The organism is Ancylobacter sp. TW_SC_1, from assembly GCF_056836805.1.
Map to the genome: position 1 here is coordinate 2,770,531 of NZ_CM166365.1, position 22,554 is coordinate 2,793,084.

The window sequence follows — 22,554 nt, forward strand, 5'->3', positions numbered from 1 at the left end:
GATCCGATTGGGGGAGGGAGGTTGCCCTTGACCGGAGCCGAGAAGGACGAGGATCTGCAGCGTGCCGAGCTGCTGCTGGCGCTGCGCAAGCGCGGCATGCGCGACCGGCTGATGATGCGCGCCCTTGAGCAGGTGCCGCGCGAGCGCTTCGTCGAGCCGGTGTTCCGCCCGATGGCCTGGAACGACCAGGCGCTGCCCATCGATTGCGGCCAGACCATCAGCCAGCCCACCGTCATCGCGCTGATGACCGAGGCGCTGGAGCTCGGGCCCTCGCACAGCGTCCTCGAAGTGGGCACCGGCTCCGGCTATCACGCGGCCATTCTCGGCCACATCGCCGGCCATGTGGTGACGCTGGAACGCTTCCGCACGCTGGCCGACGCGGCGGCGCGCCGCCTCGCCACGCTCGGCCTCGACAATGTCGAGGTGTTCATCGCCGACGGCCGGCTCGGCTATCGCGAACGCGCGCCGTTCGACCGCATCGTGCTGGAAGCGGCGGTGGACGAAGTGCCGCCGGCCCTGTTCGAGCAGCTTGCGCCGGACGGCATCCTCGTCGCGCCCGTCGGCCCGCCCGAGGGCACGCAGGTGCTCATGCGCTACAGGCGTCGACCGGAGGGGATGGAGGCGCGCGAACTCGGCCTCGTGCGTTTTGTCCCAATGTTGCCCGGCATTGCCGCTGTGCTCTGAAAGAGCCGGGAATCCGCCACTTTTCCCGACATGTACCTTCGGATTTAAGCCGGTGTTTACCTGTACGCCGCATTAATCTCGATGAAGTTCAGCGTTCGGGTGTGGTGCGATGCGTAACATTTTGTCGGCGTCCGGTAGTGGCCCACTGGTGCGACTCTCCATCGTCGCGCTTGTCGCGAGCGGAGCGGCCGCCTGCAGCTCGGATACGAGCCGTTTTAACGATCCCAACGCTAGCCCCTTTGCCGGTTCGCCGTCCTATACCGGCTCGGTGGCTGCCGCGCCGAGCGGGGCGGTACAGAGCGCGCCGATCGGTGGCTCGCCCTACGGGAACGGCCAGCCCGTCGCCAGCGCCGCTCCTGCGCCCTATGGCAGCCCCGCGCCGTACGGCACGCCGGTCGCCGGCAACACGCCCTATGGCGCGCCGCGCCAGCTCGCCAGCGCCACGCCGACCTACACCCCGCCGGCGCAGCCCAATTATGGCGGCACGCAGCCGCTCTACGGTACGCAGCCCCAGCCGCTCTACGGCACGCAGCCGCCCGCCGCGCCGACGGCGGTCGCGCCGGCTCCGGCGCGTCAGGCCGTCGCCGCCGGTGGCTCGCATGTCGTCGCGCCGGGCGAGACGCTGAGCTCGATCGCCCGTTCGTACGGCCTGCCGCGTGGCACGCTGGCCACCGCCAACGGTCTCGACATCAACACGATGGTGCGGACAGGCCAGAAGCTGACCATTCCCGGAGCGGGTTCGGCCGTCGTGGCGGCGGCTCCCAAGCCGGCGGCGGCGCCTGTGGTCGCCACCGCGACCCCGAAGCCCGCGCCGGTCGTTGCCGCGGCTCCGGCGCCGCTCGCCGCGCCGGTGGCGCAGGCTCCCAAGCCGCAGACCATTGCTGCGGTCAAGCCTTCCGAGACTCCGGACGAAATGCGTACGGCGGCAGCCGGCCCGCAGTTCCGCTGGCCGGTTCGCGGCCGCGTCATCTCCGGCTTCGGGCCCAAGCCCGGCGGCCAGCAGAATGAGGGCATCAACATCTCGGTGCCGGAAGGCACGTCGGTGAAGGCCGCCGAGGACGGCGTCGTCGCCTATGCCGGCAGCGAGCTGAAGGGCTACGGCAATCTGGTGCTCATCAAGCACGCCGACGGCTGGGTCACCGCCTACGCGAACAACAGCGCGCTCGACGTGAAGAAGGGCGACACGGTCAAGCGCGGCCAGGTGATCGCCAAGGCCGGCCAGACCGGCAACGTCACCTCGCCGCAGCTGCACTTCGAGATCCGCAGGGGCTCGCAGCCGGTCGATCCTTCCCAGCATCTCGCCGGGCTCTGACCACCGTTCCGAAACGACGGCGGAGCGTTGCGCTCCGCCGCGACATTGCCGGCGCGACGCCTGGACCTTGGCGCCGGTCAGCGCGGGACGGCAGGCGGCTCGGACAAGGAAACGCCCAGCCGTCCCGCGACATCCTGCACATACTGCCAGGCCGTGCGGCCCGAGCGGGCGCCGCGCGTGGTCGACCATTCCAGCGCCTCGGCACGCAGCGTCTCAGCATCGATCGGCACGCCGAAATGGGCGATGTAGCCCTCGACCATAGCGAGATATTCGTCCTGGCTGCACTTGTGGAAGCCGAGCCACAGGCCGAAGCGGTCCGATAGCGAGACCTTCTCCTCCACCGCCTCGCCGGGATTGATCGCCGTCGAGCGCTCATTCTCCACCATTTCGCGCGCCAGCAGATGCCGGCGGTTGGAGGTGGCGTAGAAGATGACGTTCTCCGGCCGTCCCTCGATGCCGCCTTCCAGCACCGCCTTCAGCGACTTGTAGGAGGTATCGTCGGCATCGAAGGAAAGGTCGTCGCAGAAGACGACGAATCGGAACTCCGAGGTGCGCGTGAGGCTCATAAGAGCCGGCAGGGTCTCGATGTCCTCGCGGTGAATCTCGACCAGCTTGATCGGCAGCCTGCCCTCGCGCGCCATCTCACGGTTCACCGAGGCCTGCGACGCCTTGACCAGCGAGCTCTTGCCCATGCCGCGCGCGCCCCACAGCAGCGCGTTGTTGGCCGGCAGGCCGCGCGCGAAGCGCAGGGTGTTGTCCATCAGCATGTCGCGGGTGCGGTCGATGCCCTTGAGCAGGTCCATCTCCACGCGGTTGACGCGCGGCACCGGCTCGGGCCGACGCTCGTCGGCGTGCCAGACGAAGGCATCGGCCACGGCGAAGTCGATGGCGGCGGCGCGGGTGGGGGCGATGCGTTCGAGCGCCTCGGCGATGCGGGTGAGTACGGCGCCGAGATCGTCCGATGCGAGATCGGCCGGGGAATGGGTCATGATGAGGCTCCTCCGGGAGCGGGAATAGCCATTACCGCGCGGCGGGACAAGCGGAACCGTAACGCCTGGTACTCCCTGTCGCGCCTGTGACCCGGCGTCGTGCCGACGGCGTTTGCATTCGGCGGGCGCCTCAGTATAGTCCGCGCCGCTTCGCCGGGCCTTTCGCCCGCCTTTTATCGACGGACAAGGAACCGACATGTTCATCACGCCCGCATTTGCGCAGGCCGGCGGCGCCGGCGGTACCGACATGCTGATGTCGCTGCTCCCCTTCGTGCTGATCTTCGTGATCATGTATTTCCTCATCCTGCGTCCGCAGCAGAAGAAGGTGAAGGCGCATCAGGAACTGGTGAAGAACATCCGCCGCGGCGACACGGTCGTCACCTCGGGTGGTCTGATTGGCAAGGTTGCCCGGGTGATCGACGACAGCGAGATCGAGCTGCAGCTTGCGGAAGGCGTCAAGATTCGCCAGCTGCGCGGCATGGTCTCCGAGGTTCGCGCCAAGGGCGAGCCGGCCAAGGAAGAAAGCGACGCCTGAACGCTTCCCTCTTGCGGCCGCCCGCTGACGAGCGGCCGGAAGGAAAGACATGTTGTATTTCTCGAAATGGAAGGCGTTCGCGATCCTGGCGGTCTCCGCGATCATTTGTTTGATGGTCGTTCCGAGCCTCCTGTCGCAGTCCGCCTATGACAGCCTGCCGAGCGTCCTCCAGCGCAAGATCGTGCTTGGTCTCGATCTGCAGGGCGGCTCCTACATCGTTCTGCAGGTCGACGCCGCCGCGGTGCGCAAGGCGCGGCTCGAACAGCTGCGCGACGACGCCCGCCGTGTGCTGCGCGATGCCAAGATCGGCTATACCGGCCTTGCCATCCAAGGCGACGCCTTGCAGGTGCGCATCCGCGACGGCCAGGATGTCGACGCCGCGCTGACCCAGCTGCGTGGACTCGCGCAGCCGCTGGGCGGCCCCATGTCGACCAGCGGTCAGCTCGACACCGACGTCGCGCGCGACGGCAACCTCATCTCGTTGTCGCCAACCGCGGCCGGCGTCCAGTCGCGCACCATCCAGGCGGTGTCGCAGTCGATCGAGATCATCCGCAAGCGTATCGACCAGCTCGGCACCACCGAGCCGTCGATCCAGCGTCAGGGCACCGACCGCATCCAGGTGCAGGTGCCGGGACTGCAGGATCCGTCGCGCCTCAAGGCGCTGCTGGGGCAGACCGCGCAGCTGACCTTCCGGCTCGTCGACAACACGATGAGCCCGCAGCAGGCGCTGCAGGGCCGTCCGCCGGCCGGCACGGAGATCCTGTATTCGCAGGACAACCCGCCGGTGCCGTACCTGATCGAGCAGCGCGTGCTGGTCGCGGGCGAGGATCTCACCGACGCGCAGCCGAGCTTCGATTCCAACACGCGCGAGCCGGTCGTCACCTTCCGCTTCAACACCAATGGTGCGCGCCGCTTCGCCGAGGCGACGCAGGCCAATGTCGGGCGGCCCTTCGCGATCGTCCTCGACAACCATGTCATCTCCGCTCCGGTGATCCGCGAGCCGATCCTTGGCGGCTCGGGCCAGATCAGCGGCAACTTCACCGTCCAGCAGGCCAACGACCTCGCCATCCTGTTGCGCGCGGGCGCGCTGCCCGTTCCGCTCCAGGTGGTCGAGGAGCGTACCGTCGGTCCCGGTCTCGGCGCGGATTCGATCCGGGCCGGCCTCATTGCCTCGATCGTCGGCGCGGTTGCCGTCGCGCTGTTCATGATCGCCACCTACGGCCTGTTCGGCGTGGTGGCCGTGGTGGCCGTGGCGATCAATGTCGGCATGATCTTCGGCATCCTTGCCATGCTGGGCGCGACGCTGACGCTGCCCGGCATCGCCGGCGTGGTGCTGACGGTCGGCATCGCGGTCGATTCGAACGTGCTGATCTACGAGCGCATCCGCGAGGAGGCGAGGGCGGGGCGCTCGGCCATCTCCGCCATCGACGCGGGCTTCTCGCGGGCGCTGGCGACGATCCTCGATTCGAACATCACAACCTTCATCGCGGCGGCCGTGCTGTTCTATGTCGGCTCGGGTCCCGTGCGCGGCTTCGCCATCACCTTCGGCATCGGCATCATGACGACGGTCTTCACCGCCTTCACGCTGACCCGCCTCATGGTGGCCATCTGGGTGCGCTGGCGGCGTCCCCAGCATGTGCCGATCTGAGAAAAGCGAGCCCTCATGCGTCTGCTCCGCATCGTTCCGGACGACACCAAGTTCGACTTCATCCGCTTCCGGCGCATCAGCTTCCCGATCTCGGCGCTGCTGTCGATCGTGGCGCTGGTGGCGTTCTTCACGCTCGGCCTGAATTTCGGCATCGACTTCAAGGGCGGCACGCTGCTCGAGGTCCGCTATCCCGGCAACACTCTGAATATCGGGGATGTCCGGTCCAAGCTGGAGGCGCTTGATCTCGGCGAGGTGCAGATCCAGGAGATCGGCAGCGACGGCGAGGTGCTGATCCGTGTCGCCCAGCAGCCGGGCGGCGAGCAGGCCCAGCAGGTCGTCGTCGGCAGGGTGCGCGCAACGCTCGGCGAGGGCGTCGAGTACCGCCGCATCGAGGTGGTCGGACCGCGCGTGTCGCAGGAACTGCTCAGCTACGGCATTGTCGGCCTGATGCTCGCGGTTCTGTGCATCCTCATCTATCTCTGGTTCCGGTTCGAGTGGCAGTTCGCGCTTGGCGCTTCGATCGCCAACTTCCATGACATCGTGCTGACCATCGGGTTCATGGCGATCTTCCAGATCGACTTCGACCTGACCAGCGTCGCCGCGCTGCTGACCATTCTCGGCTACTCGCTGAACGACACCATCGTCATCTACGACCGCATCCGCGAGATGCTGCGCCGCTACAAGAAGATGCCGACGGACGAGCTGCTCAACGCCTCGATCAACTCGACTCTGTCGCGCTCGGTCATCACCCATGTCACCGTGACGCTGGCTCTGCTGGCCCTGGTGCTGTTCGGCGGACGGGCGATCCACAGCTTCTCCGTGACGATGATGTTCGGCGTGGTGCTGGTCGGCACCTACACCTCGATCTTCATCGCCTCGCCGCTGCTGATCTATCTCGGCGTGACCACCCGCACGCTGGCGGAGAAGGCCGAGACCAAGAGCCCGAACCCGAAGGCGGAGCGCGTCGCGCCCTGAGGGCGGGACGCGCCTGACGGCCGGCGCGACCGGCAGCCGAGCGCATGGCGAGGTGACCGCATGGCGACGCCCGACGCCCATCTACCGCATCAAGTGCCGATCGACGGTTACGGGCGCTTGTCGTTCCATTTCGCCGGCATGGCGTCGGCTGGCTCCGTCCTTGCCTTGCCGTCCGGCATCCATGCATGGGCGCCGCGCCTGCCGGCCGAGATCGACGCGGCCGCGCTGGCGCCGGTCTTCGCGCAGGCGGCCGGCATCGAGCTTCTGCTGATCGGAACCGGGCCGGATCCCTGGTTCATACCGGACGCGCTGCGCTGGCGGCTGGGTGATGTTGGCATTGCCGTCGACGCCATGCCGACGCGGGCCGCCGCCTCGACCTATAATGTGCTGCTGGCGGAAGGTCGCGCCGTGGCGGCCGCCCTGCTGGCGCTGCCCTGAGGGCGGCGGCGCGGGACGGGATCCCGCCGGAAACATGGCCCACCGGAAACGACACATGAGCCGGGCAACGCTGACCACGGATACGGATTACTGCGCGGCGCTCGTGCGTGATCTCGACCGCGACCGCTATATCGCCGATCTGTTCGCCCCCGCCGACAAGCGCGGCGCGCTGTTCGCCCTGCACGCCTTCAATGCCGAGGTCGCGCGTGTGCGCGAGGCGATCACCAACCCGATGGCGGGTGAGGTGAGGCTGCAATGGTGGAGCGAGGCGCTGATCGGCGGGGCGCGCGGCGACGTCCGGGCCAATCCGGTCGCCGCGATGCTGCTCGACGCCATCGAGGCCTATCGCCTGCCGCGCGAGACCTTCTTCGCGCTGCTCGATGCACGCGTCTTCGATCTCTATGACGACCCGATGCCGACGGTGAACGACCTCGAAGGCTATGCCGGCGAGACCTCCTCGGCGCTCATCCGGCTGGCGACGCTGATCCTGAGCGAGGGGGCCGGCCGCGCCTCGGCCGAGGCGGCGGGCCATGCCGGGGTGGCCTACGCCGTCACCGGCCTGCTGCGGGCATTCCCGATCCATGCGCGGCGCGGCCAGTGCTACCTGCCGCTCGACCTGCTGAAGGCGCGCGGGCTGACCCGCGAGGATGCGGTTTCGGGCAAGCCGAGCCCGGAGCTGCGGGCGGCGTTGGGGGACATGCGCGCGTTGGCGCGGCGCCATTACCAAGCGGCGCTCGCGGCGCTCGAAGGTGCCGATGTCGCCGAGCTGCCGGCCTTCCTGCCATTGGTACTGGTGCCGGGCGATCTGGCGCGCATGGAGCGTCCACACGACCCGTTCGCGGCGGTTCCGACCGCTTCGACGCTCAGCCGCCTCTGGCGGCTGTGGCGCGGTGCCGGCGCCCTGCGGCGCGCGGTGAAGACCGGCTAGGGGCCGTCTGCCTTCAGTTCGAACTTCCCTTGGAGACCCGGTCGAAGGCCTGAAGACGCGCGACCAGTTCCTCGAATTGGTTCAACGGCACCATGTTCGGCCCGTCGGACGGGGCCTTGTCCGGATCGGGGTGGGTCTCGATGAATACGCCGGCGACGCCGACCGCCACCGCGGCCCGTGCCAGCACCGGCACGAATTCGCGCTGGCCGCCGGACGAGGTACCCTGGCCGCCGGGCTGCTGCACCGAATGGGTGGCGTCGAAGATCACCGGCGCGCCGGTCGTCTCGGCCATGATCGGCAGCGCCCGCATGTCGGTGACGAGCGTGTTGTAGCCGAAGGAGACGCCGCGCTCCGTCACCAGCACGTTGGCGTTGCCGCTCTCGGTGAGCTTGGCGACGACGTTCTTCATGTCCCAGGGAGCGAGGAACTGCCCCTTCTTGACGTTCACCGTCCGCCCGGTGGCCGCCGCGGCGATCAGCAGGTCGGTCTGCCGGCACAGGAAGGCGGGAATCTGGAGGATGTCGACCACCTCGCCGACCGGCGCGCACTGGTCGTTCTCGTGCACGTCGGTCAGCACCGGCATGCCGTAGCGCTCGCGGATCTCGGCGAAGACGGGCAGGGCGTCCTTGAGGCCCATGCCGCGCGCGCCCTTGATCGAGGTGCGGTTCGCCTTGTCGAAGGACGTCTTGAACACGACGCCGATGCCGCGCCGGCCGGCGATCTCCTTGATCGCGGCGGCGCATTCGAGCGCGTGCTCGCGGCTCTCCATCTGGCAGGGGCCGGCGATCAGCGCCAGCGGCAGCTCGTTGCCGAAGCGCACATTGCCGACGGAGACCACGGAATTGGCGCGCTGGTCGCTCATGGGGGCTTTCCTTGAGGGAGGGCGCGGCGTCAGAGGACGCCGGCGCGCAGAAGATCGTGGACGTGGAGGATGCCGACCGGCGTGCCGTCGCTGACCACGAACAGTACGGTGATCTGGGTGCGGCTCATTTGGCCGAGGGCGGCGCTGGCGAGTTCGCCGGGGGCTACCACGAGCGGGGCGGCGGTCATCACCTCCTCAACCCGGCGGGGCAGCAGGTCGGCGCTCATATGGCGGCGCAGGTCGCCGTCGGTGACGATGCCGACCAGTTGCCCTTCCGGGCTTACGACGCCGCAGCAGCCGAAGCGCTTGCCGGTGATCTCAATCAGCGCTTCGCTCATCGGCGTGCCGAGCACCACCAGCGGCACGCTCTCGGCCGCGTGCATGAGTTCGGCGACCTTCAGCAGCCGCGCCCCGAGCTTGCCGCCGGGATGGAAGACGCGGAAATCGGAGGCCGAGAAACCCCGGCGCTCCAGCAGCGCCACCGCCAGCGCGTCGCCGATGGCAAGCTGCATGAGGGTGGAGGTGGTCGGTGCGAGGCCGTTCGGGCAGGCTTCCTCGACGCGCGGCAGCAGCAGCGCGACGTCGGCGGCGCGGCCGAGCGTGCTCTCGGGATTGGAGGTGATGGCGAGCAGCGGCACCGCAAAGCGCCGGGCGTAATGCACCACGTCGCCGAGTTCGGCGGTCTCGCCCGACCAGGAAATGGCGAGCAGCACGTCGTCCTGCGTCACCATGCCGAGATCGCCGTGGCTGGCCTCGGCGGCGTGCAGGAAGAGGGCGGGCGTGCCGGTGGAGGCGAGGGTGGCCGCGAGCTTGCGGCCGATATGGCCGCTCTTGCCCATGCCGGTGACGATGACGCGCCCGCGCGCGCCCTCGATGAGCTGGGTCGCCCGCTCGACGGCATCGCCGAGTTCACCCTCGATGGATGCGCTCAACGCGGCCAGGCCCTTGGCCTCGATGACGAGCGTTCGCCGCACGCTCTCGCGCAGCTTGTCGTCCCGAGGGGGCGTATCGGCGATGGAGGTGTTCTGCGACTGGGCCACGCCCAAGACCATACTCCCTTGCTTGCACGACGGCCGGCGCTTCTTGCGCCCGGCGCGTCCTTTAGCGCCACGCCCGCGCGTCAATAAGCGTCAAACGCTCGCGATGCAATGGAGGGCTCACATCACCACTACGCCGGAACCGTCCGCGTGGCGTGAACGTTGTGCATCACGGACGGCGGAGGCTGGGGCGAGACGAAGCGATGGACATGTGGCGCGGTGTGGCCGGCGCGACGGAAGGGACGCCGCGCAACATTCGGGACGAGCAGCGCCGTGAGCGGCTGTGGCGGCGCCTCACCCAGGTCGCGGTGATCGCGAGCGCGGTCGTGCTGCTGGCCACCGCGTTGGTCATCGCCCGTGCGGTGCTGATCCCGATCGTCGCCGCCATCATCATCGGCAGCGTGATCGGTCCCGCCATCGAGGGATGGTCGCGCCGCGGCGTGCCCACTTGGCTGGGGTCCACCCTCATGGTGCTGGCGATCTTCGGCCTGATGTACGGCGCGGCGATGGCGCTTGCGGGTCCTCTGGCCGACTGGACGGCGCGGGCGCCGGAGATCGGCGCCATCCTGCAGGAACGCTTCGCGCCGTTGAAGTCGAGCCTTGCGACCCTCGTGTCGGTCATCGAATCGATCCAGTCGATCGGGCGGGTTGCCGAGCCGCCGATCATGGTGGAGGTCGCCGATTCACAGATGCTGGAGAGCGTCGTTGTGCTGGTCACGCCGGTCATCGGCGAGTTTATCCTGTTCTTCGGCTCGCTGCTGTTCTTCCTGGCGGGGCGCGTGCAGATCAAGCGACGGGTGGTCCAGGTCATGACGCCGCGCTCGACGCGGCTCGCCACGCTCCGGGTGTTTCGCGAGATCGAGGAACGGCTCGGCGCTTATCTGGTGACGGCGACCTTCATCAATATCGGCCTCGGCATCGCCACCGGGCTGATGACATGGTCCCTCGGACTGCCCAATCCGTTGCTCTGGGCGGTGCTCGCCTGCGTGTTGAACTACGTTCCCTATGTCGGCCCGGCCGCCATGACGCTGATTCTCGCCGTCGCCGGCGTCGTGACGTTTTCCGTGATCGTGCAGGCTCTGCTGCCGGCTGCGGCCTTTCTCGTCATCACCAGCGTCGAGGGGCAGTTCCTGACGCCGCTGATCGTGGGACGGCGTGTCTCCCTCAATCCTTTCGCGGTTTTCCTCTCGATGGCGCTCTGGACCTGGCTGTGGGGACCAGCCGGCACCTTCCTGTCGGTGCCGCTGCTGATTGCCGCCATGGCCCTTGTGGATGGCATCCTCGCGAGCCGGCGTCCACAGCTTCCCGGCTGACTAATCACAGGAAGAGGCGGGACACGCTTGACACCCGGCGGGGGCTGCCTTAACACCCGCCCCACTCGACGCGGGGTCTGACTTCGGACCCGCCGTTGGGGGTGTAGCTCAGTTGGTTAGAGCGCCGGCCTGTCACGCCGGAGGTCGCGGGTTCGAGCCCCGTCACTCCCGCCATTCATTGCAATGGCTTGGCGTCGATCTTCCCGAATTCTTCATCTGATCCTGAACCGGCTTGACGACGTGTCTCGCGGGCTTTCGATTGCAATCCTCGCGCGGCTCCGACCTGTCTTCGGCCGGCCGCGCCGAGGGCGAATGTTCAGAGCCAGCCGCCCGGAAGAGACCCCGCATCCCGCCAGCGTGGCACGTGTCCGCCGTCTGCATGACGCGTGCCTGGAAAGGGCGTCAGCCCTTCACATCGGTCTTCGGGCGATCATTGCCACGCGCCGTCTCCTCGTGCCACGTGCCGGCCGCGTCCTCGAACTCGATCGGGCTCGTCTCGCCGGAAACGGTCTGTTCGCGCGCGGCGCGTTCTGCGGCTTTTCTCGCGGCGTCATGAGAGGGGAACGTTTCCGAGAAAACGCCGCCGACCCTGTATGCCCAGCCGCCGTCGTGCTCGACGATCTCGTAGGTGACGTGTGCCATGGCTCAAACCTCCGCTCGGTGTATCTTCCGTGGAGAAGACATGGGGTCCGGAGCGCACCATGACCAGTGCGCCGGAACACCGCGAGGCACGCGTGGACGGCGCGCGGCTCAAGCACGCTCGACGCGGTTCCGGCCCTCGGCCTTCGCGCGGTAGAGCGCCTGATCCGCCGCCGAGAACAGCGCGGCCGAGGTGGTGATTTCCGGGCGCAGCGACGCCACTCCAATGCTCAGCGTGCAGGCGGCCGACAAATCCGGCATCTGCGCCGTCCGTTGCTCGAAACTCCGTCGAATGCGGTTGGCGAGTTCGACGGCGCCTTCCACCGGCGTATCCGCGAGCAGTGTCAGGAACTCTTCGCCGCCAAAGCGCACGCAGAGATCGCCGGGCCTGCGCAGATGCTCCCGCAGAATCTGCGACAGCAGCTTCAGCACCATATCGCCGACGGCATGACCGTATTGATCGTTCACGCGCTTGAAATGATCGACGTCGATGAGAAGCAGGGGAAGCGGGAGGCCTGTTCGCCTGGCACGGCGGATCTCGCGCTCGACGGTCTCCTCGAACACCCGCCGGTTGGCCAGACCGGTGAGCGGATCGGTCCGCGCGAGTTCGGCAAGTTGGGCTTCGGCCGCCTCGCGGCGCGACAATTCCCGCCGAAGCCGCATGGCGACGATTATCGCGAGGCCGCACATTGCGGTCAAGATGGAAACGGTGACGTAGAGTCGTTGGTACCATTCAGCGAAGATTTTGCCTCGGGCCAGGCCGACACTGATATTGAAATCAGTGCCCGGCACGGTCGTGAAGACATAGAGGCGCTCGGTTCCGTCGGTCACGGCGACGGCGCTGAACGTGCCGCTCTGTTCGAGCTTCATGCGCCGGAAGTTAGGGCTCTGCGACAGATCGAGATCAACGTCGCGACGATCATCCAGTGAGGGTTGCCGCACCACCATTCTGCCAGCGGCATTGATGACGGCAATTATACCGCGTGCGCCAGGGTCGAGCGTGGCGAACATTTCGCGTATCGCAGACAACCTCACCACGATCAGCACGATTCCCTCGAACGACCCATTCGGGCCGGAAATGCGTTTGCTCATCGCGATGCTGGGATCCCCATCCCGCAGCCGGCTCCTGAAGGGTTGGCTGATATAGACGCCGATGTCGGCGCCCTGATGCACCAGGAAATAATCCCTGTCGGCGAAGTTGCCGCCTCTGGGGGTGGTGGACAGAGGATCGAAAACGATATCGCCCCGGGCATTGAGGACCAGCAGTGAGCCGATGGATCCGGCCGTGGCCGCGAGGTTTGCCAGCAGCTTGTCCTTCTGCGGCCGGCTCGATATGCCGAAGCGCTCATCCTCGACGACGTCGACTGCGAGCCTCAGCGTCAGATCCCACAGCGCCATCTGGCTCCGCAAATAGCTGACGCTCGCCCCGAGAAGGTTCTGAGCCTCGCGTTCGGCGCGCACTTCGACGTCATTGTAGGACGTCTTCAACGCGTCGATCGTCACGCCGATAATCGCCAGCGATGCAAGGCCGACAGTGACCAGGATCCAGGCACCCGCATGGCCCCGGCGCATGTGCCCGGAAGAATGGCCGTCTTTCTTCAACACGTCCAAGTCAGCGTCTCACTAGCCGATGAGGTCAGACCCACTGAACAGGGACCTTGTCTGGCGCTTTCATTTCCAGATGGAGCATGCACGGGCATGTCGTATGGGCAACTCGATTTGTGCCGACGATTCTTGCCGCCGGGGCGGGGGACAGCCCACAACCTAACCCGTCACAAGGCTGGCAGGGATGACACGTCTTTCGTCGATGTCCATTCGTTCACCCTGTTCTCATGGAAATTACCCCGCTTCGTGCGGGAGCGTCCATGGAAGGCGCCGCAGATCGCCGCGCATATCTGCTTGAAGGCGGCGTGATCGACATCGACAGTTTCGCCGCGCTCATCGCATCCGCCGACAGGGCGCTCTATCGCGCAAAGAGCTCCGGGAGAGACGGGCTGATGGTCGATAAATCGGCCGTTTCCGGTGACGCGCGAGTCTAGCCGGCGACGCGGACCTGCCCTGCGCGAGCCGCGTGCAGGAACGGAACACGATTTGCCTGTGCGTCACCCACGAGACCTGTCGCGGCACCGGCTTGCTGCGCTCTATCATCGGGTCCGTCATTTCGGCGTTGGGGACAGGGCATGGACGCGATCATCGACTTCCTGAACACGATCTTCTGGGGCTACGTGCTGATCTACGGTCTGCTCGCGGTGGGTGTCTATTTCACGGTGCGGCTGAAGTTCCTTCAGATTCTCCATTTCCCCGAAATGATCCGCTCCGTCATGGGCTCGCGCGAGGTCGACTTCGCGGGCATCACGCCGTTCCAGGCGCTCTGCACCAGCCTCGCCTCGCGCGTCGGCACCGGCAACATCGCCGGCGTCGCCGTGGCGCTCTATCTCGGCGGTCCCGGCGCCATCTTCTGGATGTGGGTCGTCGCCGGGCTCGGCATGGCGACCGCCTTCGCCGAGAGCACGCTCGCCCAGCTCTACAAGATCAAGGACGAGGAGGGGCACTATCGCGGCGGCCCCGCCTTCTACATGGCCAAGGGCCTGAAGGCCCCATGGGCCGGCGGGGTATTCTCCGTGTGCCTGATCATTTCCTTCGGTCTGGTCTTCAACGCCGTGCAGGCGAACTCGATCGCGGACGCGATGGAGGGCGCGTTCGGCATGCCAAAGCTCGTCAGCGGCGTGGCGCTCGCGGCGCTGACGGGTGTCATCATCTTCGGCGGTATCGCCACCATCGCCCGCGTGGCGGAGATTGTGGTGCCGTTCATGGCGGTAGGCTATCTCGGCGTGGCCCTGTTCGCGGTCGCGATGAACATCACCGAAGTGCCCGGCATATTCGGGCTGATCTTCGAGAGCGCCTTCGGCTTCGGGTCGGCGGCCGGCGGCGTCGCGGGATCGGTCGCGGCGGCGATGCTGAACGGTGTGAAGCGTGGCCTGTTCTCCAACGAGGCGGGCATGGGCTCGGCGCCCAACATCGCGGCCGTCGCCACGCCCGATCCGCATCATCCGGTCAGCCAGGGTTTCGTGCAGGCGCTCGGCGTGTTCATCGACACGATCCTGATCTGCACCGCGACCGCGCTGCTCATCCTGTTGTCGGGCGTGCTTGTGCCCGGCTCTGGCCTGACCGGCACCCAGCTCACCCAGGCGGCGATGAACGAGCATATCGGGGCGACGGGGCCGTACTTCGTGGCGGTGGCGATCTTCTTCTTCGCCTTCACCTCGATTATCGGCAACTACTCCTATGCCGAGAACGCGCTGGTGTTTCTGCGCGTCGGCGGTCCGACGGGCAGGGCGGTGCTGCGCATCGCGGTGCTCGCGATGGTGATCTGGGGTGCCTATGAGTCGGTCGCGACCGTGTTCAACGCGGCTGACGCCTCGATGGGGCTGATGGCAACCGTGAACCTCATCGCCATCGTGCTGCTGTCCGGCCTCGTGGCGCGGCTGACACGGGACTACCTCGACCAGCGGCGCGCCGGCCGCAAGCCGGTCTTCACCGCGAGCTCGATGCCGGAACTCGCCGATCAGATCGACACCGACATCTGGAGCCGGCGCTGAGGCATCGGCTGGACTGGCGCGCCTTTGCGGGCGCGACCGGTCCAGCCATCCATACGTTTCGAAGAATCGGTTCGTCGGAGGAGACTTGGACAAAATGTCTCTCCCTCCGGCGATGCGGCCCGCGTCCGGGTTTCGGGCGTCTTGAGACGCGCTGCGTGCGGGATGTGTGCGTGGGGCCCCCGTTCGACGCAGGGCTGGAATGCGTGCCTGATCCCAATACCGGCGTAAGGTCGGCGCGTATTTGTCGGCGCTTTTGTTTCAAGGTATGCGCGTCCGCAAATTGCGCGCGAAATTCCGTTGCCTGCCCAGATTTTACGCGTGCTGGCGGGGAGATGCCGCCGCGGATGCAATGCTCGCCCGCAACCTGTGAATTCTGTATACCAGACGCGCGCGAATGGCTGCAGATGCCCTTGCCTCGGCTAGGGTGGTGCGATAAGCCTGCCGCGTGCTTTGAATATTTCGCAACTGCGATAGCACCATTGATGACGTATGCTGGCCGGGGAGGATCCTATCCATGAGCAGCCTGCTGCAGGATTATCTGCCCGTCGTCATCTTTATCGGTGTCTCGGCGTTCATCGGCATCGCGCTGCTGGTCGCGCCCTTCCTGGTCGCCTTCAGCCGTCCTGATCCGGAGAAGATGTCGGCCTATGAATGTGGCTTCAATGCGTTCGACGATGCGCGCATGAAGTTCGATGTCCGGTTCTATCTGGTCTCCATCCTCTTCATCATCTTCGACCTCGAAGTCGCCTTCCTGTTCCCCTGGGCGATCACGTTCCGGGAACTGGGCGGCTTCGGCTTCTGGTCGATGATGGTGTTCCTCGGCGTGCTGACCGTCGGTTTCGTTTACGAGTGGAAGAAGGGAGCGCTCGAATGGGATTGAGCGCGAATAGCCCTCTCGTCGCCCCGGCGGCCAAGGGTATCATCGACCCCAATACCGGCAGGCCGATCGGTGCCACCGATCCGTTCTTCGTCGAGGTGAATGCCGAGCTGGCCGACAAGGGCTTTCTCGTCACCGCGACGGACGAACTCATCAACTGGGCGCGTACTGGCTCGCTGATGTGGATGACCTTCGGCCTCGCCTGCTGCGCGGTCGAGATGATGCAGACCTCGATGCCGCGCTACGACGTGGAGCGGTTCGGCTTCGCGCCGCGGGCGAGCCCGCGTCAGTCGGACGTGATGATCGTCGCCGGCACGCTGACCAACAAGATGGCTCCGGCCCTGCGCAAGGTCTACGACCAGATGCCGGAGCCGCGCTACGTCATCTCGATGGGCAGCTGCGCCAATGGCGGCGGCTACTATCACTACTCCTATTCGGTCGTGCGCGGCTGCGACCGCATCGTGCCGGTCGACATCTACATTCCCGGCTGCCCGCCCACGGCGGAAGCCCTGCTGTATGGCGTTCTGCTGCTGCAGAAGAAGATCCGCCGCACCGGAACGATCGAGCGCTGAGGTTCGAGGCGACATGGACGAGACGCTGAAAGAGCTGGGCGCGCATGTGAAGGAAGCCCTCCCCGACGCTGTCGAGGAGGTGATCCTGGCCTACGGCGAGCTGACGCTGGTGGCGTCCGCCGCCGATGTGATCAAGGTTCTGACCTTCCTGCGCGACGACCCGTCCTGCCGCTTCGTCAGCTTCATCGACGTCTGCGGCGTCGACTGGCCGAAGCGCGAGAAGCGTTTCGACGTGGTCTACCATCTGCTGTCGCCGACGCTGAACGCCCGCATCCGCGTGCGGGTCGAGACCGACGAGACGACGCCGGTGGCGTCCGCGACGGCCGTGTTCGCCGGCGCCTTCTGGTTCGAGCGCGAGGCGTTCGACATGTACGGCATCATGTTCTCGGGCCATCCCGAGCTGCGCCGGATCCTGACCGATTACGGCTTCGACGGCTATCCGCTGCGCAAGGACTTCCCGACCACGGGCTTCGTCGAGGTGCGCTACGACGACGAGCGCAAGCGTGTCGTCTACGAGCCGGTGAAACTCGCCCAGGAGTTCCGCAACTTTGACTTCCTGTCGCCGTGGGAGGGGCCTGAATACGTGCTCCCGGGCGACGAGAAGGCCACCGCCCCGAAGGCGGGCTGAGGTGAGGGCAGGCAGATGAACGCACCCGCCAAGGTCGACCCCAACGTCCGCAACTTCCAGATTAACTTCGGGCCGCAACATCCTGCTGCGCATGGTGTTCTGCGCCTCATCCTGGAGCTGGACGGCGAGATCGTCGAGCGTGTTGATCCGCATATCGGGCTGCTGCACCGCGGCACCGAGAAGCTGATCGAGACCAAGACCTATCTGCAGGCCGTGCCCTATTTCGATCGGCTCGACTACGTCGCGCCGATGAATCAGGAACATGCCTTCTGCCTCGGCATCGAACGCCTGCTCGGAATCGAGGTGCCCAGGCGCGGCCAGCTCATCCGCGTGCTCTATTCCGAGATCGGCCGCATCCTCTCCCACATGCTCAACGTGACGACGCAGGCGCTCGACGTCGGCGCGCTCACCCCGCCGCTGTGGGGCTTCGAGGAGCGCGAGAAGCTGATGGTGTTCTACGAGCGCGCCTCGGGCTCGCGCATGCACGCGGCCTATTTCCGGCCCGGCGGCGTCCATCAGGACTTGCCGCGCGCGCTGGTCGAGGACATCCTCGCCTGGACCCATACGTTCCCGGCCTTCATGGACGACCTCGACGGCCTGCTGACCGACAACCGCATCTTCAAGCAGCGCAATGTCGATATCGGCATTGTCAGTCTCGAGGACGCCTTCGCCTGGGGTTTCTCGGGCGTGATAGTGCGCGGCTCGGGTGCGGCGTGGGACCTGCGCAAGTCGCAGCCCTACGAGTGCTACGACGAGATGGAATTCGACATTCCGATCGGCAAGAACTGCGACAATTACGATCGGTACTGCATCCGCATGGAGGAGATGCGGCAGTCGGCGCAGATCATGCGCCAGTGCTGCGAGCGGCTCCTCAAGGAAGCCGGTCCGGTCTCGGCCGTCGACAACAAGGTCGTGCCGCCCAAGCGCGGCGAGATGAAGCGCTCGATGGAGTCGCTCATCCATCACTTCAAGCTCTACACGGAAGGCTTCCACGTTCCCGCCGGCGAGGTCTACGCCGCCGTGGAGGCCCCCAAGGGTGAGTTCGGCGTCTATCTCGTCGCCGACGGCACCAACAAGCCCTATCGCTGCAAGATTCGCGCGCCCGGTTTCGCGCATCTCCAGGCGATGGATTTCCTCTGCCGCGGCTACATGCTCGCGGACGTCTCGGCGATCCTCGGATCGCTGGACATCGTGTTCGGTGAAGTGGACCGCTGAGCCGAATGTCGGCCGGCGGTTCGATCGGAAGGGTACGGCATGTCAGTCCGTAGGCTTGCGCCCAAAGAGGTTCAGCCCGAGAGCTTTGTGTTCACGGACGCGAATCTCGCCTGGGCCGAGAGGACCATCGCGAAGTTTCCGCCCGGCCGGCAGGCCAGCGCGGTGATCCCGCTGCTCATGCGCGCGCAGGAGCAGGCGGGCGGCTGGGTCTCGGAGCCGGCGATGCGCTATGTCGGCGACATGCTCGGCATGGCACCGATCCGCGTCTACGAGGTCGCGACCTTCTACACCCAGTTCCAGCTGCAGCCGGTCGGCAGGAAGGCGCACATCCAGGTGTGCGGCACTACGCCCTGCATGCTGCGCGGCGCCGAGGACCTGATGAAGGTCTGCAAGCGGCGCATCAACGAGGAACCCTTCCACCTCTCCGAGAACGGCGACTTCTCGTGGGAAGAGGTCGAGTGCGCCGGCACCTGCGTGAACGCGCCGATGGTGCAGGTGTGGAAGGACGTCTACGAGGACCTGACGCCCGAGGATCTCGACAAGATCCTCGACGCGTTCGAGCGCGGCGAGAAGCCGGCGTCCGGCCCGCAGAACGGGCGGTTCACCTCCGCTCCGGCCGGCGGCCTGCGCGTGCTGACCTCGCCGGAACTCTTCGACGGTTCGATGGTCGGGCAGGGCGCCGGTCTTGCGCTCGCCCGCGAGGCGATCGCCGCCCGCGCCAATGGCGAGGCGGCCCCGTCCGCGCCGCCGCTGGCCGCGGCCGGCCCGCCCAAGAGCGATCCGGCCCCCGCCGCGCCGCCGCCCGCCAAGGCGGTCGAGGCGGCCGGAAATGCCGACAGCGAGAAGCCTGCAAAGCCGGTGGCCCCGCCGCCGGGCACGAAGGCGGACTGAGGAGCGAACCATGCTTGCCGACAAGGATCGCATCTTCACCAACATCTACGGCCACCATGACTGGGGGCTGCAGGGCGCGCTCAAGCGCGGCTCGTGGGATGGTACCAAGACCATCCTCGAAGCGGGCCGCGACTGGATCATCGAGCACATGAAGGCGTCGGGCCTGCGCGGGCGCGGCGGCGCCGGCTTCCCGACCGGCCTCAAATGGTCGTTCATGCCGAAGAACAATGACGGGCGCCCGCACTATCTCGTCGTCAATGCCGACGAATCCGAGCCGGGCACCTGCAAGGACCGCGAGATCCTGCGCCACGACCCGCACCATCTGGTGGAGGGCTGCCTGATCGCCGGCTTCGCCATGGGCGCGCACGCCGCCTACATCTATGTGCGCGGCGAGTTCATCCAGGAACGCGAGAACCTGCAGGCGGCGGTCGACCAGGCGTATGAGGCGCGGCTGATTGGCAAGAACAACGTGCATGGCTGGGACTTCGACGTCTATGTCCACCATGGCGCCGGCGCCTATATCTGCGGCGAGGAGACCGCGCTGCTGGAGAGCCTCGAGGGCAAGAAGGGCCAGCCGCGCCTGAAGCCGCCTTTCCCGGCCAATGTTGGCCTCTATGGCTGCCCGACGACGGTCAACAACGTCGAGTCGATCGCCGTGGCGCCGACCATCCTGCGGCGCGGCGCGGCGTGGTTCTCCTCCATCGGGCGGGCGAACAATGTCGGCACCAAGCTGTTCGGCATCTCGGGGCATGTGAACACGCCCTGCATCGTCGAAGAGGCGATGAGCATTCCGTTCAAGGAGTTGATCGAGAAGCATGGCGGCGGCGTGCGCGGCGGCTGGGACAACCTGCTCGCCATCATTCCCGGCGGCGCGTCCTGCCCCATCGTTCCGGCCGACCAGTGCGCGGACCTGATCATGGACTTCGACGGCTGCCGCGCCGTGAAGTCCAGCTTCGGCACCGCCGGCGTGCTGGTGATGGACAGGTCCACCGACGTGGTGAAGGCCATCGCCCGCATTTCCTACTTCTTCCGGCACGAGAGCTGCGGCCAGTGCACGCCCTGCCGCGAGGGCACGGGCTGGATGTGGCGCGTGCTCGACCGCATGGTCGAAGGACGTGCGCAGAAGCGCGAGATCGACCTGCTGCTGCAGGTCACGACGCAGGTCGAGGGCCACACCATCTGCGCGCTCGGCGACGCGGCGGCGTGGCCGGTGCAGGGCCTGATCCGGCACTTCCGCTCCGAGATCGAGCGACGGATCGACCAGTACGCGGCGAACCCGCATTCCGATCCCGTCCCGGTCCCGGTCGCGGCGGAGTGAGAGAGCATCATGGCTAAGATCATCGTCGACGACATCGAGCTTGATGTTCCGCCGGAGTTCACGCTCCTGCAGGCCTGCGAGGCGGCGGGCGCGGAAATCCCGCGCTTCTGCTTCCACGAGCGCCTGTCGATCGCCGGCAATTGCCGCATGTGTCTCGTCGAGGTGAAGGGCGGCCCACCCAAGCCGACGGCGAGCTGCGCCATGAACGTGCGCGACCTGCGCCCCGGCCCGAACGGCGAGCCGCCCGTCGTGCTCACCAAGAGCCCGATGGTGAAGAAGGCGCGCGAAGGGGTGATGGAGTTCCTGCTCATCAACCACCCGCTGGACTGCCCGATCTGCGACCAGGGCGGCGAGTGCGACCTGCAGGACCAGGCCATGGCCTATGGCGTGGACACCTCCCGCTATGCCGAGAACAAGCGCGCGGTCGAGGACAAGTATATCGGCCCGCTGATAAAGACCTCCATGACCCGGTGCATCCAGTGCACCCGCTGCGTGCGCTTCACCACCGAGGTGGCGGGCGTGGCCGAGCTCGGCGCCATCGGGCGCGGCGAGGACATGGAGATCACGACCTATCTGGAAGCGGCGCTGTCGTCCGAGCTGCAGGGCAACGTCGCCGATCTGTGCCCGGTCGGCGCGCTGACCCAGCGCCCCTACGCCTACCATGCCCGTCCGTGGGAGCTGGTGAAGACCGAATCCGTCGACGTGATGGACGCCGTCGGCTCCAACATCCGCGTCGACACGCGCGGCCGCGAGGTCATGCGCGTCCTGCCGCGCCTCAACGAGGACGTGAACGAGGAGTGGATCTCCGACAAGACCCGCTACATCTGGGACGGCCTGAAGACGCAGCGGCTCGACCGCCCCTATGTGCGCGTAGGCGGCAAGCTGAAGCAGGCGAGCTGGCCGGAGGCTTTCGCGGTCATCGCCGAGAAGATGAAGGGCGTGCCCGGTGCGCGCATCGGCGGCCTGGTCGGCGACCTTGCCTCGGTCGAGGAGACGTTCGCGCTGAAGTCGCTGCTAACCGCGCTCGGCTCGGCGAACATCGATTGTCGGCAGGACGGCACCAAGATCGATCCGTCGCTCGGCCGCGCCACCTATCTGTTCAACGCCAGCATCGCCGGAATCGAGCAGGCGGACGCGCTGCTGATCATCGGCTCGAACCCGCGCCTTGAGGCGAGCGTGATGAACGCCCGCATCCGCAAGCGCTGGCTGCAGGGCAATTTCCCGATCGGGCTGATCGGCGAGCATGTCGACCTGACCTACCCTTACGACTATCTCGGCGCCGGCTCGGACACGCTGCTCGACCTCGTCGGCAGCGGCACCTTCGCCGAGACGCTGAAAGGCGCGCAGCGCCCGCTCATCCTGATCGGGCAGGGCGCGCTGGCGCGGCCCGACGGCGCGGCGGTGCTGGCACTGGCGGCCCGGCTGGCGGTAGCCGTCGGCGCGGTGAAGGACGGCTGGAACGGCTTCTCGGTGCTGCACACGGCGGCCTCGCGCGTCGGCGCGCTCGACATCGGCGCAGTGCCGGGCGAGGGCGGTCTCGACGCAGTGGCGATGACCAATCCGGGCGGCGTCGACGTGCTGTTCGCGCTCGGCGCGGACGAGATCGACATCGCCCCCGGCGCCTTCGTGGTCTATCTCGGCACGCATGGCGACCGCGGCGCGCACCGCGCCGACGTCATCCTGCCCGGCGCGGCCTACACGGAGAAGTCCGGCACCTATCTGAACACGGAAGGCCGGGCGCAGATCGCCAACCGCGCTGCCTTCCCGCCGGGCGAGGCGCGCGAGGACTGGGCGGTGCTGCGGGCGCTGTCCGACGTCGTCGGCAAGCGGCTGCCCTTCGACAACCTCGTCCAGTTGCGCGCGGCGCTCTATACGGCGCATCCGCATCTGGCCCGCGTCGATCATGTCGAGCCGGCCGATGCGGCGGCGGTGATCGCGCTGGCGGGATCGGGGGGCACGCCTGCGAGCGCGCCGTTCAAGGCCGCCGTTACGGAGTTCTATCTCACCAATCCGATTGCACGCGCGTCCGCCGTGATGGCCGAATGCTCCGCGCTCGCCCATAGCCGCCTCGCGGCGGCGGCCGAGTGAGGGGAG

The 22,554-nt window shown here is 67.1% G+C and carries 22 protein-coding genes and 1 tRNA gene; 18 read left to right on the forward strand and 5 right to left on the reverse strand.

Annotated elements, in window-relative coordinates; all coding sequences use genetic code 11:
• Positions 1-27: 27 nt before the first annotated feature.
• Both AC1PZ7_RS12790 and AC1PZ7_RS12795 read left to right on the forward strand, forming a co-directional pair.
• Positions 28-684 (forward strand): protein-L-isoaspartate(D-aspartate) O-methyltransferase, encoded by a 657-nt coding sequence (locus tag AC1PZ7_RS12790; protein WP_482355602.1) that lies wholly within the window; start codon positions 28-30, stop codon positions 682-684.
• A 109-nt stretch (positions 685-793) separates the two neighbouring features.
• Entirely contained in the window at positions 794-1,996 is a 1,203-nt protein-coding gene (locus AC1PZ7_RS12795) for a peptidoglycan DD-metalloendopeptidase family protein (protein WP_482355603.1), read from the forward strand.
• 77 nt (positions 1,997-2,073) lie between these two features.
• On the opposite strand, the gene AC1PZ7_RS12800 is transcribed toward AC1PZ7_RS12795, so the two are convergent.
• Positions 2,074-2,985, reverse strand: a complete 912-nt coding sequence (locus AC1PZ7_RS12800) for an ATP-binding protein (RefSeq protein WP_482355604.1) — start codon at positions 2,983-2,985, stop codon at positions 2,074-2,076.
• A gap of 196 nt (positions 2,986-3,181) precedes the next feature.
• Between AC1PZ7_RS12800 and yajC the strand changes: the two genes are divergently transcribed.
• Genes yajC through AC1PZ7_RS12825 form a run of 5 tightly spaced genes read left to right on the forward strand, consistent with a single transcriptional unit; the run spans position 3,182 to position 7,509 of the window.
• Positions 3,182-3,520 carry a preprotein translocase subunit YajC gene (yajC, locus tag AC1PZ7_RS12805; RefSeq protein WP_482355605.1) on the forward strand — a complete coding sequence of 113 codons (339 nt, stop codon included), beginning with the start codon at positions 3,182-3,184 and terminating at the stop codon, positions 3,518-3,520.
• 49 nt (positions 3,521-3,569) lie between these two features.
• The gene (secD, locus tag AC1PZ7_RS12810) at positions 3,570-5,168 is read left to right on the forward strand and encodes a protein translocase subunit SecD (RefSeq protein WP_482355606.1); all 1,599 of its coding nucleotides are present in this window, start codon (positions 3,570-3,572) and stop codon (positions 5,166-5,168) included.
• Positions 5,169-5,183: 15 nt separating this feature from the next.
• Positions 5,184-6,143 carry a protein translocase subunit SecF gene (gene secF / locus AC1PZ7_RS12815; RefSeq protein WP_482355607.1) on the forward strand — a complete coding sequence of 320 codons (960 nt, stop codon included), beginning with the start codon at positions 5,184-5,186 and terminating at the stop codon, positions 6,141-6,143.
• Positions 6,144-6,203: 60 nt separating this feature from the next.
• Positions 6,204-6,581, forward strand: a complete 378-nt coding sequence (locus tag AC1PZ7_RS12820) for an Mth938-like domain-containing protein (RefSeq protein WP_482355608.1) — start codon at positions 6,204-6,206, stop codon at positions 6,579-6,581.
• A 55-nt stretch (positions 6,582-6,636) separates the two neighbouring features.
• Positions 6,637-7,509 (forward strand): phytoene/squalene synthase family protein, encoded by an 873-nt coding sequence (locus tag AC1PZ7_RS12825; RefSeq protein WP_482355609.1) that lies wholly within the window; start codon positions 6,637-6,639, stop codon positions 7,507-7,509.
• Positions 7,510-7,522: 13 nt separating this feature from the next.
• Here AC1PZ7_RS12825 and kdsA read toward each other — a convergent pair whose 3' ends face one another.
• Together kdsA and AC1PZ7_RS12835 are read right to left on the reverse strand one after the other, a co-directional pair.
• Positions 7,523-8,371, reverse strand: a complete 849-nt coding sequence (gene kdsA, locus AC1PZ7_RS12830; protein ID WP_482355610.1) for a 3-deoxy-8-phosphooctulonate synthase — start codon at positions 8,369-8,371, stop codon at positions 7,523-7,525.
• A 29-nt stretch (positions 8,372-8,400) separates the two neighbouring features.
• Positions 8,401-9,417, reverse strand: coding sequence for a KpsF/GutQ family sugar-phosphate isomerase (locus AC1PZ7_RS12835; RefSeq protein ID WP_482355611.1), 1,017 nt, complete (start codon positions 9,415-9,417; stop codon positions 8,401-8,403).
• 194 nt (positions 9,418-9,611) lie between these two features.
• Here AC1PZ7_RS12835 and AC1PZ7_RS12840 point away from each other — a divergent pair, with 194 nt between their 5' ends.
• Both AC1PZ7_RS12840 and AC1PZ7_RS12845 read left to right on the forward strand, forming a co-directional pair.
• Entirely contained in the window at positions 9,612-10,721 is a 1,110-nt protein-coding gene (locus tag AC1PZ7_RS12840) for an AI-2E family transporter (RefSeq protein ID WP_482355612.1), read from the forward strand.
• 97 nt (positions 10,722-10,818) lie between these two features.
• A tRNA-Asp gene (locus tag AC1PZ7_RS12845) sits at positions 10,819-10,895 on the forward strand.
• Between the two features lie 228 nt (positions 10,896-11,123).
• On the opposite strand, the gene AC1PZ7_RS12850 is transcribed toward AC1PZ7_RS12845, so the two are convergent.
• Both AC1PZ7_RS12850 and AC1PZ7_RS12855 read right to left on the reverse strand, forming a co-directional pair.
• A complete protein-coding gene (locus AC1PZ7_RS12850; protein ID WP_482355613.1) occupies positions 11,124-11,363 on the reverse strand; it encodes a DUF2188 domain-containing protein in 240 nt (79 codons plus the stop codon).
• Between the two features lie 108 nt (positions 11,364-11,471).
• The gene (locus tag AC1PZ7_RS12855; protein WP_482359638.1) at positions 11,472-12,965 is read right to left on the reverse strand and encodes a sensor domain-containing diguanylate cyclase; all 1,494 of its coding nucleotides are present in this window, start codon (positions 12,963-12,965) and stop codon (positions 11,472-11,474) included.
• Between the two features lie 260 nt (positions 12,966-13,225).
• Between AC1PZ7_RS12855 and AC1PZ7_RS12860 the strand changes: the two genes are divergently transcribed.
• The 9 genes from AC1PZ7_RS12860 to nuoG all read left to right on the forward strand — a co-directional run bounded on the left by AC1PZ7_RS12860 (position 13,226) and on the right by nuoG (position 22,548).
• A complete protein-coding gene (locus AC1PZ7_RS12860; protein ID WP_482355614.1) occupies positions 13,226-13,399 on the forward strand; it encodes a hypothetical protein in 174 nt (57 codons plus the stop codon).
• A 141-nt stretch (positions 13,400-13,540) separates the two neighbouring features.
• Complete coding sequence (locus AC1PZ7_RS12865; protein WP_482355615.1) at positions 13,541-14,959, forward strand: alanine/glycine:cation symporter family protein; 1,419 nt, start codon at positions 13,541-13,543, stop codon at positions 14,957-14,959.
• 514 nt (positions 14,960-15,473) lie between these two features.
• Entirely contained in the window at positions 15,474-15,839 is a 366-nt protein-coding gene (locus tag AC1PZ7_RS12870; protein ID WP_482355616.1) for an NADH-quinone oxidoreductase subunit A, read from the forward strand.
• Positions 15,830-16,408, forward strand: coding sequence for a NuoB/complex I 20 kDa subunit family protein (locus AC1PZ7_RS12875; protein ID WP_482355617.1), 579 nt, complete (start codon positions 15,830-15,832; stop codon positions 16,406-16,408). Before AC1PZ7_RS12870 ends, AC1PZ7_RS12875 begins: the two co-directional genes overlap by 10 nt.
• A 13-nt stretch (positions 16,409-16,421) precedes the next feature.
• Positions 16,422-17,036 carry an NADH-quinone oxidoreductase subunit C gene (locus tag AC1PZ7_RS12880; RefSeq protein ID WP_482355618.1) on the forward strand — a complete coding sequence of 205 codons (615 nt, stop codon included), beginning with the start codon at positions 16,422-16,424 and terminating at the stop codon, positions 17,034-17,036.
• 15 nt (positions 17,037-17,051) lie between these two features.
• Positions 17,052-18,251 (forward strand): NADH-quinone oxidoreductase subunit D, encoded by a 1,200-nt coding sequence (locus AC1PZ7_RS12885; protein WP_482355619.1) that lies wholly within the window; start codon positions 17,052-17,054, stop codon positions 18,249-18,251.
• A 39-nt stretch (positions 18,252-18,290) separates the two neighbouring features.
• Positions 18,291-19,142, forward strand: coding sequence for an NADH-quinone oxidoreductase subunit NuoE (nuoE, locus tag AC1PZ7_RS12890; protein ID WP_482355620.1), 852 nt, complete (start codon positions 18,291-18,293; stop codon positions 19,140-19,142).
• A gap of 10 nt (positions 19,143-19,152) precedes the next feature.
• Positions 19,153-20,460 (forward strand): NADH-quinone oxidoreductase subunit NuoF, encoded by a 1,308-nt coding sequence (gene nuoF / locus AC1PZ7_RS12895; protein ID WP_482355621.1) that lies wholly within the window; start codon positions 19,153-19,155, stop codon positions 20,458-20,460.
• A 9-nt stretch (positions 20,461-20,469) separates the two neighbouring features.
• Positions 20,470-22,548 carry an NADH-quinone oxidoreductase subunit NuoG gene (gene nuoG / locus AC1PZ7_RS12900; RefSeq protein ID WP_482355622.1) on the forward strand — a complete coding sequence of 693 codons (2,079 nt, stop codon included), beginning with the start codon at positions 20,470-20,472 and terminating at the stop codon, positions 22,546-22,548.
• Positions 22,549-22,554 lie beyond the last annotated feature (6 nt).